This window comes from Streptomyces sp. NPDC002838 (assembly GCF_040295365.1).
Classification (GTDB): domain Bacteria; phylum Actinomycetota; class Actinomycetes; order Streptomycetales; family Streptomycetaceae; genus Streptomyces.
Genome location: NZ_JBEOVF010000017.1, coordinates 22,000 through 34,989, shown reverse-complemented (window position 1 = coordinate 34,989; position 12,990 = coordinate 22,000). Strand labels below are relative to the sequence as shown.

The window sequence follows — 12,990 nt, the reverse complement described above, 5'->3', positions numbered from 1 at the left end:
ACGGCCATGAAGGGCACCCGGTGACCAGCGCGCCGGGTGCCCCTTTCGTGCCTAACGTGAGGGTCACCGGATTCCTCCCGTGCATATTAGGTAAGCTAAACAAAACAGGTGCGCCGGGAAGTCTGGTCGGCATGCGTTCAGTCCTGCCCACCGACCGGAGGTCCCCGCCGTGTCCGCGCCCAGCCCCACTCCCACGCCCACCCCCACCCCACCCCGCAAGGTTTTCGGACATCTGTCCCTCCCCGAGCGGACCTTCGTCGCGGACGCGCTGCGCGCCGAGACCGTCGGCGGCGTGCTGCTGCTCATCGCCGCGGTCACCGCGCTGATCTGGGCGAACGCTCCCGCCCTGGGCGACAGCTACGACAGCGTCAGCCACTTCCACATCGGCCCCGAAGCCCTGGGCCTGGACCTGTCGGTCGCGCACTGGGCCGCCGACGGGCTCCTGGCGATCTTCTTCTTCGTCGCCGGCATCGAGCTCAAGCGCGAGCTGGTCGCCGGTGACCTCAAGGACCCCAAGGCCGCCGTTCTGCCGGTGGTGGCGGCCGTGTGCGGCATGGCCGTACCGGCCCTCGTCTACACCCTCACCAACGTCACCGGCGGCGGCTCCCTGGCCGGCTGGGCCGTCCCCACCGCCACCGACATCGCCTTCGCGCTGGCGGTGCTCGCCGTCATCGGCACGTCCCTGCCGAGCGCGCTGCGCGCCTTCCTGCTGACGCTCGCCGTCGTGGACGACCTGTTCGCGATCCTGATCATCGCGGTCTTCTTCACCGACACGATCGACTTCGCCGCGCTCGGCGGCGCGGTCGCCGGCCTGGCGGTCTTCTGGCTGCTGCTGAGGAAGGGCGTACACGGCTGGTACGTGTACCTCCCGCTCGCGCTCGTCATCTGGGCGCTGATGTACAACAGCGGCGTCCACGCCACCATCGCCGGCGTCGCGATGGGCCTGATGCTGCGCTGCCACCGCCACGAGGGCGAGGCGCACTCCCCCGGCGAGCACATCGAGCACCTTGTACGACCGCTGTCGGCGGGCCTGGCCGTGCCGCTGTTCGCGCTGTTCAGCGCGGGTGTCTCGATCTCCGGCGGCGCACTCGGCCACGTGTTCACCAGGCCGGAGACCCTCGGCGTGGTACTCGGGCTCGTCGTCGGCAAGGCCCTCGGCATCTTCGGCGGCACCTGGCTCACGGCCCGTTTCACCCGGGCCTCGCTCAGCGACGACCTCGAGTGGGGGGACGTGTTCGCGGTGGCGACACTGGCCGGCATCGGCTTCACCGTGTCGCTGCTCATCGGCGAGCTCGCCTTCGGGGGCGACGCGACGATGTCGGACGAGGTCAAGGCCGCGGTACTCATCGGCTCCCTCATCGCAGCCGTCCTCGCGAGCATCCTTCTGAAGGTACGGAACGCCAAGTACCGCAGGCTGTGCGACGCCGAGGAGCGCGACGACGACCTCGACGGCATCCCGGACATCTACGAGGAGGACGAACCGGAGTACCACCTGCGCATGGCGGCCATCTATGACCGCAAGGCCGCCGAGCACCGCCGGATCGCCGAGGTGAAGGCGGCGGAACGCCACGCGCTTGCCGAAGTGACGGGCGGGGCAGGCGAGGAGAACGACCGTCCGGCATGATCTGACGGGACGGTACAAATGGATCGTCCCCAGTCAGGCACTACAGCAGAAAAGGGAGAACGCGATGAGCGCACCCGACGGCAGCCCGGTCGGCGCCGAACGCAGCATCGGCCAGCTGTTCGCCTCCGCGACGACCGAGATGTCGGCGCTGGTGCACGACGAGATCGCGCTGGCGAAGGCGCAGCTCAGGCAGGACGTCAAGCGCGGCGCGACGAGCGGCGGCGCGTTCATGGTGGCCGGCGCGGTGCTGGTGTTCTCCCTGCCGATGCTCAACTTCGCGCTGGCGTACGGCATCCGGACGTGGACCGACTGGAACCTCGCGATCTGCTTCCTGCTGTCCTTCGCGGCGAACGTCCTCCTCGCGGTCGTCCTCGCGCTGATCGGCGTGATCTTCGCGAAGAAGGCGAAGAAGGGCAAGGGTCCGCAGAAGGTCGCCGCCTCGGTGAAGCAGACGGCGGGCGTTCTGCAGAAGGCGAAGCCGCACCCGCGGGCAGCACCGGAGGACCAGGTCCCGGACGCGAAGGCCATCGAGGCTGTGGCACGCTCATCTTCATGACGGATCCCGCCACCCCTTCGGCGCAACCCGCCTCGGTCGTACGACCGGACGGGCCCTGGACGCACCGGGAGGTCGCCGCCAACGGCGCGCGCTTCCACATCGCCGAGGTGGGCGACGGGCCACTGGTGCTGCTGCTGCACGGCTTCCCGCAGTTCTGGTGGACCTGGCGGCACCAGCTCACCGCGCTCGCCGACGCGGGCTTCCGGGCCGTCGCCATGGACCTGCGCGGCGTCGGCGGCAGCGACCGCACCCCGCGCGGTTACGACCCCGCCAACCTCGCCCTCGACATCACCGGCGTGATCCGCTCCCTCGGCGAGCCGGACGCCGCGCTGGTCGGCCACGACCTCGGCGGCTATCTGGCGTGGACGGCGGCCGCGATGCGCCCGAAGCTGGTCCGGCGGCTCGCGGTGGCGTCGATGCCGCATCCCCGGCGCTGGCGCTCGGCGATGCTCTCGGACGTCAAGCAGACGCGCGCGGGTTCCTACATCTGGGGGTTCCAGCGCCCCTGGGTCCCGGAGCGCCAGCTCACCGCGGACGACGGCGCGCTCGTCGCCCGCCTCATCCGGGACTGGTCCGGCCCGCGCCTGCCGGACGACGAGGCGGTCCAGACGTACCGCCGCGCGATCTGCATCCCGTCGACCGCGCACTGCTCGATCGAGCCGTACCGATGGATGGTCCGGTCGATGGCACGCCCGGACGGCATCCAGTTCAACCGGCGCATGAAGCGGCCGGTGCGCGTGCCGACCCTCCACCTGCACGGCTCGCTCGACCCGGTGATGCGCACCCGCAGCGCGGCCGGCTCCGGCGAGTACGTCGAAGCGCCGTACCGCTGGCGGCTGTTCGACGGGCTCGGCCACTTCCCGCACGAAGAGGATCCGGTCGCCTTCTCCACGGAACTGGTCAACTGGCTGAAAGACCCCGAACCCGATCGGTGACCGCGCCGATGCGCCCGGTATCCGAACCTGAACACATGTACTACGAACGGCCAATTGCCTGGCGCATAGGCCAATTGGGGGGGCGCGGGGGCGGTTATCGACCTTGGGGCAGGGGCAGACGTCGGGGTATGGGCTGGACGCACGACTACAGTGACGCAGCACGCAATCGACGCTCGGCCGGAGGCCTGAGCTCCCACCAGCGAGGCGGTGCCCCGCAGATGCCGGGCGGCACGGACCTGAGGGTGGGCATTCCGCGCATTCTGCGCCGCCGGGCCCGCTGGGTCTCGGTACGCCTGCGTCACCCTCGCGGCTGACCCCTTCCGAGGCCCCGCGTCACGGAGGCGGCTGACGCCCCCGGTCAGAGCGCGCAGCTGTCGCTGTCCACCTGCTGGTTCGCGGTGCGGCCCCGGGCGATGTCCTCCTGGATCTCGTCCGCGGTGAGCGCGTACCCGGTCTCGGCGTCGTCGAGGGACTTCGCGAAGACCACGCCGTAGACCTTCCCTTCGGGCGTCAGCAGCGGGCCGCCGGAGTTGCCCTGGCGGACGGTCGCGTACAGCGAGTAGACGTCGCGGCGGACGGTGCCACGGTGGTAGATGTCCGGGCCGTTGGCCGTGATGCGCCCGCGCACGCGCGCGGCCCGCACGTCGTACGCCCCGTTCTCCGGGAAGCCCGCGACGATCGCGCCGTCGCCGCCCGTCGCGTCCTCGGAGGTGAACTGCAGCGCGGGCGCGTTCAGATCGGGTACGTCGAGTACGGCGATGTCGCGCTCCCAGTCGTAGAGGACGACCGTCGCGTCGTACTTCCTGCCCTCGCCGCCTATCTGCACGGTGGGTTCGTCGACGCCGCCGACCACATGCGCGTTGGTCATGACCCGGCGGTCGGAGAAGACGAAGCCGGTGCCCTCCAGGACCTTGCCGCAACTCTGGGCGGTCCCCACCACCTTGACGATGGAACGCTGCGCGCGCGTGGCGACGGGGCTGTTCGCCAGAGCGGGGTCGGGCGGCTGTACGTCGGTGATCGGCTCGTTCGAGAACGGGCTGAAGACCTGCGGGAAGCCGTTCTGCGCGAGGACCGAGGAGAAGTCCGCGAACCAGGTGTCGGCCTGCTCGGGCAGCACCCGGGAGACGCCGAGCAGCACCTTGGAGCTGCGGACCTCCTTGCCGAGCGTCGGCAGCGTGGTGCCCGCGAGGGCGGAGCCGATCAGCCAGGCGACCAGCAGCATCGCCACGACGTTGACGAGCGCGCCGCCGGTGGCGTCCAGGGCGCGGGCCGGGGACCAGGTGATGTACCGGCGCAGCTTGCTGCCGAGGTGGGTGGTCAGGGCCTGGCCGACGGAGGCGCAGACGATGACGACGACGACCGCGACAACGGCGGCGGTCGTGCCGACCTCCGCGTTGTCGGTCAGCGCGTCCCAGATGACGGGCAGCACGTATACCGCGACGAGACCGCCGCCCAGGAAACCGATCACCGACAGGATGCCGACGACGAAGCCCTGGCGATAGCCGACGATCGCGAACCACACGGCGGCGACCAGCAACAGGATGTCCAGCACGTTCACCGGTTCAAGCCTCGCCTCATCACTTGCGGTCACCACAGGTCGGCCGTGGGGTCCGGGGGCCCGCGGCGGAGCCGCTGATGTCACAGCCCCCGGGAAGACACAGTACGGAGATCACCCTGTCATGCGTGCCAGTCGAGCGGGACCTCCTTGCCCCGGTCCCAGGGCCGCTCCCAGCCTGCGAAATGGAGCAGACGGTCGATGATTCCGGCCGTGAAACCCCACACCAGGGCCGATTCGACCAGAAATGCCGGACCTCGGTGACCTCTGGGGTGAACAGTCGTGGCGCGATTGTCGGGATTCGTGAGATCCGCCACGGGAACGGTGAAGACCCGCGCGGTCTCGTTCGGATCCACGACCCCCACCGGACTCGGCGCGCGCCACCAGCCCATCACCGGTGTCACGACGAACCCGCTGACCGGGATGTACAGCGCGGGCAGCACGCCGAAGAGCTGGACGCCGGCCGGGTCGAGCCCGGTCTCCTCCTCGGCCTCGCGCAGGGCGGCCCTGAGCGGTCCGTCGGCCTTCGGATCGCCGTCCTCCGGGTCGAGCGCGCCGCCCGGGAAGGAAGGCTGCCCGGCATGCGACCGCAGGGAGCTCGCCCGCTCCATCAGCAGCAGCTCCGGGCCGCGCTCGCCCTCACCGAAGAGGACGAGCACGGCGGACTGGCGCCCCGCCCCGTCCTCCGGCGGCAGAAAACGGCTCAGCTGCAGCGGCTCGACCGTCTCGACGGCGTGCACCACCGGGTCCAGCCACGCCGGCAGCCCCTCCTTGCTGAGCGTCACCGGACCGCCCTGTGTGTTGCTCGCCTGCGTCATCGCCACCCCCGTCGTTCTGCTGGATCCAACGGCCGGCGGCCCCGAGATCGTTCCTGGGGACGGACCCAAGAGCGGCTCATCCGGCCCCCAACGGGGGCGCGGGTTTCCCGCCCGCGTCCAGATAGGCCGGCGGAGGCTTCAGGCGCTGGCCCGGGAAGCCGCCCTTCTCGTACTTGAGGAGCTTCTTCGCCTTCTCCGGATCCGTCTCGCCCTCGCCGTACGCCGGGCAGAGCGGGGCGATGGGGCAGGCACCGCAGGCGGGCTTGCGGGCGTGGCAGATGCGGCGGCCGTGCCAGATCACGTGGTGCGAGAGGTCCGTCCAGTCGCTCTTGGGGAAGAGCGCGCCGACGGCGGCCTCGATCTTGTCGGGGTCGGTCTCCTCGGTCCACTGCCAGCGCCGCACCAGCCGCTGGAAGTGCGTGTCCACGGTGATGCCGGGCCGCCCGAAGGCGTTGCCCAGCACGACGAAGGCGGTCTTGCGGCCGACGCCGGGCAGCTTGACGAGGTCTTCGAGGCGGCCGGGGACCTCGCCGCCGTGGTTTTCCACCAGGGCCTTGGAGAGCCCTATGACGGACCGGGTCTTGGCCCGGAAGAAGCCGCAGGGGCGGAGGATCTCCTCGACCACCTCGGGGTTGGCGGCGGCCAGGTCCTCGGGGGTGGGGTACTTGGCGAAGAGGACGGGCGTCGTCTGGTTGACCCTGAGGTCGGTGGTCTGGGCGGACAGGACCGTGGCGACGATCAGCTGGAAGGGGTTGTCGAAGTCCAGCTCCGGGTGGGCGTACGGGTAGACCTCGGCGAGCTCGCGGTTGATCCGGCGGGCGCGGCGAACCAGGGCGGTACGCGACTCGCTCTTCGGCGGCTTCACCGCGACGGCCTTCACGGGGGCGGCCTTCTCGACGCCGACCGCGGCCTTCTTGGGCGCGACGGTCGCCTTCTTCACCGAGGCGGTCTTCTTCATGGGAGCCTTCCTCGCCCCTTTCGTCGCTTTCCTGCCTCCGCCGGGGCCCTGTTCGCCCACAGCGGAATCTCGACGTACAACCACCCGCCCAGCCCCCTTGGACCTGTGCTCTACCGGCGATTTGGACACCCGGCCAGCCTAAAGCCCGGCACCGACATCCGCCCCGGACCCTGGAGATCGGCCCCCAATTGGACCCCTGCCGCTTACCCCGGGACACCTGTGCGGCATCCTTGTGACAGATCACACTGTTTGGACCGTCCGGCAAAATGGGGAGCACGGTCCCCTGGTACGTAGGGGAGCAAGATCCCCTGAGCAGGTCGACAAGGAGAGAACTCGTGGACGACGTCCTGCGGCGCAACCCGCTCTTCGCGGCTCTCGACGACGAGCAGTCCGCGGAGCTCCGCGCCTCCATGAGTGAGGTGACCCTCGCACGCGGCGACTCGCTCTTCCACGAGGGCGACCCCGGAGACCGGCTCTACGTCGTCACCGAAGGCAAGGTCAAGCTTCACCGCACGTCCCCGGACGGCCGCGAGAACATGCTGGCCGTCGTCGGCCCCGGCGAACTCATCGGCGAACTGTCGCTCTTCGACCCGGGCCCGCGCACCGCGACCGCCACCGCGCTGACCGAGGTGAAGCTGCTCGGCCTCGGCCACGGCGACCTCCAGCCCTGGCTGAACGCCCGCCCCGAGGTGGCCACCGCGCTGCTGCGCGCCGTCGCCCGCCGACTGCGCCGCACCAACGACGCGATGTCCGACCTGGTCTTCTCCGACGTCCCCGGCCGCGTGGCCCGCGCGCTCCTGGACCTCTCCCGCCGCTTCGGCGTGCAGTCCGAGGAGGGCATCCACGTCGTCCACGACCTCACGCAGGAGGAACTGGCCCAGCTGGTCGGCGCGTCCCGCGAGACGGTGAACAAGGCCCTGGCCGACTTCGCCCAGCGCGGGTGGCTCCGCCTGGAGGCGCGGGCCGTGATCCTGCTGGACGTCGAGCGGCTGGCGAAGAGGTCGCGCTGACGCTGATCTTGGCCGTACGTCGCGGGGCCCCGTCTCTTGGAGGCGGGGCCCCGTTCGTGTCGCCGTACACCCTGAGGGCTGCCGCCCCCAGAGTCCCGCTCCGGCCTGTGAGCGGCGACCTGCACGGGATGACCGAGGCCTTCGCCGAGTACCACCCACGACGTCGGCCCGTGGCTCGCCGAGGAGTACGCGCGCGTGCACGGCGTCAAAACACCGCGCGCCTAGATCAGCCCGTGCTCCTCCAGGTACTCCAACTGCGCCCGTACCGACAGCTCGGCCGCAGGCCACAGGGAGCGGTCCACGTCGGCGTACACATGTGCGACGACCTCGGCAGGCGTCCGGTAGCCGTCCTCTACGGCCGTCTCGACCTGGGCGAGCCGGTGGGCGCGGTGGGCGAGGTAGAACTCGACGGCGCCCTGGGCGTCCTCCAGGACGGGCCCGTGGCCCGGGAGCACCGTGTGCACTCCGTCGTCGACCGTGAGGGACCTGAGCCGCCGCAGCGAGTCCAGATAGTCGCCGAGGCGGCCGTCGGGGTGCGCCACGACGGTCGTACCGCGTCCCAGGATCGTGTCACCGGTCAGGACCGCCTGATCGGCCGGGAGATGGAAGCACAGGGAGTCCGCGGTGTGCCCCGGGGTCGGTACGACCCTCAGCTCCAGGCCCCCGACGCGCACCACGTTCCCGGCGCCCAGCCCTTCGTCCCCCAGCCGCAGCGCCGGGTCCAGGGCCCGCACCTTCGTGCCGGTCAACTCGGCGAAGCGGCCGGCGCCCTCGGCGTGGTCCGGGTGGCCGTGCGTCAGCAGGGTGAGGGCGACACGCTTGCCGGCCTGCTCGGCGGTGTCGACGACGCGGCGCAGATGGCCCTCGTCCAGCGGCCCGGGGTCCACCACCACGGCCGCCTCGGAGTCGGGCTCGGACAGGATCCAGGTGTTCGTCCCGTCCAGGGTCATCGCGGAGGCGTTGGGCGCGAGGACGTTGACGGCCCGGGGGGTGGCAGGGCCCGAGAGGACCTCGCCCCGTGGCTGGCCGGGAAGGGCTGCGGCGTCCGTCATGCGGGGGCTCCACCGGTCGGGATGTGCTTGGTGAACTCGTCGTGACCCGGCCAGGACAGCACGATCTCGCCGTCCTCCAGGCGCGCCCGCGCCAGGACGGGCGTCAGATCACGTCCGGGAGCCGCGGCGAGCGCCTCGACGGCAGTGCCGTACGACGTCAGCTGGCGCAGGGTCGCGATGGTGGGCGGCATCATCAGCAGCTCGCCCTTGTCGTACGAGGCTGCCGCGTCCTCCGGCCGGATCCACACCGTACGGTCGGCCTCCGTGGAGGCGTTGCGCGTGCGCTGCCCCTCGGGGAGCGCGGCCACGAAGAACCACGTGTCGTAGCGGCGGGCTTCGAACTCGGGGGTGATCCAGCGCGTCCAAGCACCCAGCAGATCCGATCGCAGCACCAGTCCGCGTCGGTCCAGGAACTCCGCGAAGGACAGCTCACGGTCGACCAGGGCCGCACGATCGACCTCCCAGTCCGCGCCCGTGGTGTCGCCGACCACGGAGTCGGGGGTCGGACCGGCGAGGAGGACGCCTGCCTCCTCGTACGTCTCACGTACGGCCGCGCAGACGATCGCCTGGGCCGCGGTCTCGTCCACGCCGAGCCTGTCCGCCCACCACGCACGCGTGGGGCCCGCCCAGCGGACGTGGAGGTCGTCGTCGCGGGGGTCCACGCCGCCGCCCGGGTAGGCGTACGCGCCTCCGGCGAAGGCCATGGAGGCGCGTCTGCGCAGCATGTGCACGACGGGGCCGGCGTCGGTGTCCCTGAGGAGCATCACGGTGGCCGCTCTCTTGGGGGACACCGGCGTGAGGGTGCCGTCCGCGAGGGCGCGGATGCGGTCCGGCCACTCCGGGGGGTACCACTGCCCGTTTGCCATGGGCGGAGGCTATCTCTTGGTGCGCGGATGTTCGAGAGTGACGGTTTCGGGGCAGCAAGGGTTCGCTTACAAGGTGCCCGGCATCGATGCGGGCGTCACTGGGGGCTCCGCCCCCAGACCCCCAGACCCCCGGGCCTGTGCCCACCCCACCACCCGACTCGGTCGGCCAAGAGGTGACCGAAGAAGCCAAGCGGTGGGACAGCCGCGTACGGCGGCAAGGGGACGTGTCGGGTATGCCCGCCCGCAGCGGTTGGCGCGTCAACACGGGCACCCTGGCAGCTGACCGATTCCGCGCCGTTCCGAGGACGGACACCCCCCGACGCGGCCCCGACCCACCACCCCACACAAGGCGCCACCCGCACCCCCACCGAACCCGCACAGGCCGCCGCAGGCATCCCCGCCGAACCGCCGGAGGCACCCGCAGAACTACTCCCCCACCAGCTCCACCTGAACCTCGACCTCCACCGGCGCATCCAGCGGCAGCACCGCCACGCCCACCGCGCTCCGCGCGTGCACGCCCTTGTCGCCGAGGACCTCGCCCAGCAACTCGCTCGCACCGTTCACCACACCCGGCTGCCCGGTGAAGTCGGAGGCCGAGGCGACGAAGCCGACGACCTTCACCACCCGCGCCACGCGATCCAGGTCACCCGCGACGGACTTCACGGCAGCCAGAGCGTTCAGCGCACACGTACGCGCCAGCTCCTTGGCCTCCTCCGCCGTAACCTCCGCACCCACCTTGCCGGTGACCGGAAGCTTGCCCTCCACCATGGGGAGCTGGCCGGAGGTGTAGACGTAGACACCCGAACGCACAGCCGGCTGGTACGCGGCAAGCGGCGGCACGACCTCCGGCAGCGTCAGGCCCAGCTCGGCCAACCGAGCCTCCACCGCGCTCACGCCTGCTTCTCCCGCTTCAGGTAGGCCACGAGCTGCTCGGGATTGTTCGGCCCGGGCACGACCTGGACGAGCTCCCAGCCGTCCTCGCCCCAGTTGTCCAGAATCTGCTTCGTGGCGTGGACGAGCAGCGGCACAGTGACGTATTCCCACTTGGTCATGCGGCCGACTCTAGCCGCTGCCCCGCACGGGTCTTCGCACCAGCCGGACAGCCGACCGCAGCCACGTTATCCACAGCCTCCCGCTTAGCTCGCGCACGGACTGGTTACGCTCGAATACGTGAGCAGGCTCCAGGTCGTCAGCGGCAAGGGCGGGACCGGCAAGACGACGGTCGCCGCGGCCCTCGCGCTCGCCCTCGCAACGGAGGGGAAGCGGACGCTTCTCGTCGAGGTCGAGGGCAGGCAGGGCATCGCGCAGCTCTTCGAAACGGAAGCGCTGCCTTATGAGGAGCGGAAGATCGCCGTCGCTCCCGGGGGCGGGGAGGTGTACGCCCTCGCCATCGACCCCGAACTGGCCCTTCTGGACTACCTCCAGATGTTCTACAAACTGGGCGGCGCGGGCCGGGCCCTGAAGAAGCTCGGCGCGATCGACTTCGCGACCACCATCGCGCCCGGCCTCAGGGACGTACTCCTCACCGGCAAGGCGTGCGAGGCCGTGCGCCGCAAGGAGAAGTCGGGCCGGTTCGCCTACGACTACGTCGTCATGGACGCACCCCCCACCGGCCGCATCACCCGCTTCCTCAACGTCAACGACGAGGTCGCGGGCCTCGCCAAGATCGGCCCGATACACAATCAGGCGCAGGCCGTGATGCGGGTGCTGAAGTCGGCGGAGACGTCGGTTCATCTGGTGACGCTCCTCGAGGAGATGCCCGTCCAGGAGACCGCGGACGGGATCGCCGAGTTGCGGGCGGTGCGGCTGCCGGTCGGACGGATCATCGTGAACATGGTGCGGCCGGAGGTGTTGGACGCGGCCGACCTGGAACTCGTACGGACCGTGCCGCGTTCCTCTGTTGCCCGGGCACTGTCGTCCGCCGGGCTCGGCGGAGCGCGCCGCGGCGGGCACGCCGAGCGGCTGGTGGATCCGCTCGTCGCACAGGCCGACGAGTACGCCGAGCGGTACGCACTGGAACACGAGCAGCGGGGCGTCCTGAGCGAGCTCGGCCTGCCGCTGCACGAACTGCCGCTGCTCGCCGAGGGAATGGACCTGGCGGGTCTGTACGAACTGGCCACCGAGTTGCGGGAACAGGGGATGTCATGAATCAGGCCAAACACGACCCCGCACCCCAACCCGACCACGCCCGCCATCCCTACCAATCCCATCAATCCCACCACCTCTCCCCCGCGCGCCTACTCGACCTCGACCCCCTCATCGACGACCCGAAAACCCGCATCATCGTCTGCTGCGGCTCAGGTGGAGTCGGCAAAACCACCACCGCCGCGGCCCTCGGCCTACGCGCGGCCGAGCGGGGCCGCAAGGTGGTCGTCCTCACCATCGACCCGGCCCGAAGGCTCGCCCAGTCGATGGGCATCGACTCACTGGACAACACCCCGCGCCGGGTCAAGGGCGTCGAGGGCGACGGCGAACTGCACGCCATGATGCTCGACATGAAGCGCACCTTCGACGAGATCGTCGAGGCGCACGCGGACCCCGAGCGGGCGGCCGCGATCCTGGGCAACCCCTTCTACCAGTCGCTCTCGGCGGGCTTCGCGGGCACGCAGGAGTACATGGCGATGGAGAAGCTGGGCCAGCTGCGGGCCAGGGACGAGTGGGACCTGATCGTCGTCGACACGCCCCCGTCCCGCTCGGCGCTGGACTTCCTGGACGCCCCCAAGCGGCTCGGCTCGTTCCTCGACGGCAAACTGATCCGCGTCCTGCTGGCGCCGGCGAAGGTCGGCGGCCGCGCGGGAATGAAGTTCCTGAACGTCGGCATGTCGATGATGACCGGCGCCCTGGGCAAGCTGCTCGGCGGACAGCTGCTGAAGGACGTACAGACGTTCGTGGCGGCGATGGACTCGATGTTCGGCGGATTCCGCACCCGCGCGGATGCGACGTACAAGCTGCTTCAGGCGCCCGGCACGGCGTTCCTGGTGGTCGCGGCGCCGGAGCGGGACGCGCTGCGGGAGGCCGCGTACTTCGTGGAGCGGCTGGCCGCCGAGGACATGCCGTTCGCCGGTCTGGTGCTCAACCGGGTACACGGCAGCGGCGCCGACCGGCTGTCGGCCGAGCGGGCGCTCGCCGCCGCGGAAAATCTTGAAGAGCCCCGCATTGTGGATCAGAGGGACGGGAAAGCAGTACTTCGTAACTCTCCCGACCCGTACGGCAGTTCAGAATCTCCCGCTTCCGGATCTCCCGCTCCTGAATCTCCCGCTCCCGACGAAGGCTCCCCCGCCGCCGCGGAAGACGAAGGCTCCCCCGCCGCCATGGAGGACACGGAACAGGAGCGGACCGTAGAACAACTCACGGCAGGCCTGCTGAGGCTGCATGCCGAGCGCATGCGGCTGCTCTCCCGTGAGCAGCGCACGCGTGACCGCTTCACCGCGCTGCACCCCGAAGTGGCGGTGGCCGAAGTGGCCGCGCTGCCCGGCGACGTACACGACCTCGCGGGCCTGCGGGACATCGGAAACCGACTCGCGGCAGCCCAACCGGAACTGCCGGAGTCCAACACGGACGCCTGAACCGCAGCCGCCCGACCTCACCGAGGGCCGGCCGACCGCGCCCCCGGACC

14 protein-coding genes are annotated in these 12,990 nt (G+C 70.7%); 7 read left to right on the top strand and 7 right to left on the bottom strand.

What is annotated here, in order from left to right:
• The first annotated feature begins 169 nt into the window (after window positions 1-169).
• From nhaA to ABT063_RS22150, 4 genes are all read left to right on the top strand, one after another.
• Window positions 170-1,624, top strand: coding sequence for a Na+/H+ antiporter NhaA (gene nhaA / locus ABT063_RS22165; protein WP_351059098.1), 1,455 nt, complete (start codon window positions 170-172; stop codon window positions 1,622-1,624).
• A gap of 64 nt (window positions 1,625-1,688) precedes the next feature.
• Window positions 1,689-2,180: a phage holin family protein gene (locus ABT063_RS22160; protein ID WP_351059097.1), complete on the top strand. Its 492-nt coding sequence runs from the start codon at window positions 1,689-1,691 to the stop codon at window positions 2,178-2,180.
• Window positions 2,177-3,115 carry an alpha/beta fold hydrolase gene (locus ABT063_RS22155; RefSeq protein WP_351059096.1) on the top strand — a complete coding sequence of 313 codons (939 nt, stop codon included), beginning with the start codon at window positions 2,177-2,179 and terminating at the stop codon, window positions 3,113-3,115. Before ABT063_RS22160 ends, ABT063_RS22155 begins: the two co-directional genes overlap by 4 nt.
• Window positions 3,116-3,243: 128 nt before the next feature.
• The gene (locus tag ABT063_RS22150; protein ID WP_095751291.1) at window positions 3,244-3,429 is read left to right on the top strand and encodes a hypothetical protein; all 186 of its coding nucleotides are present in this window, start codon (window positions 3,244-3,246) and stop codon (window positions 3,427-3,429) included.
• 44 nt (window positions 3,430-3,473) lie between these two features.
• On the opposite strand, the gene ABT063_RS22145 is transcribed toward ABT063_RS22150, so the two are convergent.
• The 3 genes from ABT063_RS22145 to nth form a co-directional block, all read right to left on the bottom strand.
• On the bottom strand, window positions 3,474-4,673 hold the full coding sequence (locus ABT063_RS22145; protein ID WP_351059095.1) for a MarP family serine protease: 1,200 nt from the start codon (window positions 4,671-4,673) through the stop codon (window positions 3,474-3,476).
• A 119-nt stretch (window positions 4,674-4,792) separates the two neighbouring features.
• Window positions 4,793-5,488, bottom strand: coding sequence for an NUDIX hydrolase (locus ABT063_RS22140; protein ID WP_351059094.1), 696 nt, complete (start codon window positions 5,486-5,488; stop codon window positions 4,793-4,795).
• Between the two features lie 76 nt (window positions 5,489-5,564).
• Window positions 5,565-6,446 carry an endonuclease III gene (gene nth, locus ABT063_RS22135; protein WP_351059093.1) on the bottom strand — a complete coding sequence of 294 codons (882 nt, stop codon included), beginning with the start codon at window positions 6,444-6,446 and terminating at the stop codon, window positions 5,565-5,567.
• A 335-nt stretch (window positions 6,447-6,781) separates the two neighbouring features.
• On the opposite strand from nth, the gene ABT063_RS22130 reads away from it, so the two are divergent.
• On the top strand, window positions 6,782-7,456 hold the full coding sequence (locus ABT063_RS22130; protein WP_015658871.1) for a Crp/Fnr family transcriptional regulator: 675 nt from the start codon (window positions 6,782-6,784) through the stop codon (window positions 7,454-7,456).
• Between the two features lie 221 nt (window positions 7,457-7,677).
• Here ABT063_RS22130 and ABT063_RS22125 read toward each other — a convergent pair whose 3' ends face one another.
• The 4 genes from ABT063_RS22125 to sp36 form a co-directional block, all read right to left on the bottom strand.
• Entirely contained in the window at window positions 7,678-8,508 is an 831-nt protein-coding gene (locus ABT063_RS22125) for an MBL fold metallo-hydrolase (RefSeq protein ID WP_351059092.1), read from the bottom strand.
• A complete protein-coding gene (locus tag ABT063_RS22120; protein WP_351059091.1) occupies window positions 8,505-9,374 on the bottom strand; it encodes an NUDIX hydrolase in 870 nt (289 codons plus the stop codon). The genes ABT063_RS22125 and ABT063_RS22120 overlap by 4 nt, the downstream gene beginning before the upstream one ends.
• A 426-nt stretch (window positions 9,375-9,800) precedes the next feature.
• Window positions 9,801-10,268, bottom strand: a complete 468-nt coding sequence (locus tag ABT063_RS22115; protein ID WP_124440298.1) for a RidA family protein — start codon at window positions 10,266-10,268, stop codon at window positions 9,801-9,803.
• Entirely contained in the window at window positions 10,265-10,426 is a 162-nt protein-coding gene (gene sp36, locus ABT063_RS22110) for a Sp36 family protein (RefSeq protein ID WP_351059090.1), read from the bottom strand. Before sp36 ends, ABT063_RS22115 begins: the two co-directional genes overlap by 4 nt.
• A 118-nt stretch (window positions 10,427-10,544) precedes the next feature.
• Between sp36 and bagA the strand changes: the two genes are divergently transcribed.
• Both bagA and bagB read left to right on the top strand, forming a co-directional pair.
• A complete protein-coding gene (bagA, locus tag ABT063_RS22105) occupies window positions 10,545-11,522 on the top strand; it encodes an ATPase BagA (protein WP_351059089.1) in 978 nt (325 codons plus the stop codon).
• Window positions 11,519-12,940 (top strand): ATPase BagB, encoded by a 1,422-nt coding sequence (gene bagB / locus ABT063_RS22100; protein WP_351059088.1) that lies wholly within the window; start codon window positions 11,519-11,521, stop codon window positions 12,938-12,940. Before bagA ends, bagB begins: the two co-directional genes overlap by 4 nt.
• The last annotated feature ends 50 nt before the right edge of the window (window positions 12,941-12,990 follow it).

Coding starts and splice junctions, on each gene's coding strand:
- ABT063_RS22160 (WP_351059097.1), top strand. CDS start 1,689: ATGAGCGCACCCGACGGCAGCCCGGTCGGCGCCGAACGCAGCATCGGC.
- ABT063_RS22155 (WP_351059096.1), top strand. CDS start 2,177: ATGACGGATCCCGCCACCCCTTCGGCGCAACCCGCCTCGGTCGTACGA.
- ABT063_RS22150 (WP_095751291.1), top strand. CDS start 3,244: ATGGGCTGGACGCACGACTACAGTGACGCAGCACGCAATCGACGCTCG.
- ABT063_RS22140 (WP_351059094.1), bottom strand. CDS start 5,488: ATGACGCAGGCGAGCAACACACAGGGCGGTCCGGTGACGCTCAGCAAG.
- nth (WP_351059093.1), bottom strand. CDS start 6,446: ATGAAGAAGACCGCCTCGGTGAAGAAGGCGACCGTCGCGCCCAAGAAG.
- ABT063_RS22125 (WP_351059092.1), bottom strand. CDS start 8,508: ATGACGGACGCCGCAGCCCTTCCCGGCCAGCCACGGGGCGAGGTCCTC.
- ABT063_RS22120 (WP_351059091.1), bottom strand. CDS start 9,374: ATGGCAAACGGGCAGTGGTACCCCCCGGAGTGGCCGGACCGCATCCGC.
- sp36 (WP_351059090.1), bottom strand. CDS start 10,426: ATGACCAAGTGGGAATACGTCACTGTGCCGCTGCTCGTCCACGCCACG.
- bagB (WP_351059088.1), top strand. CDS start 11,519: ATGAATCAGGCCAAACACGACCCCGCACCCCAACCCGACCACGCCCGC.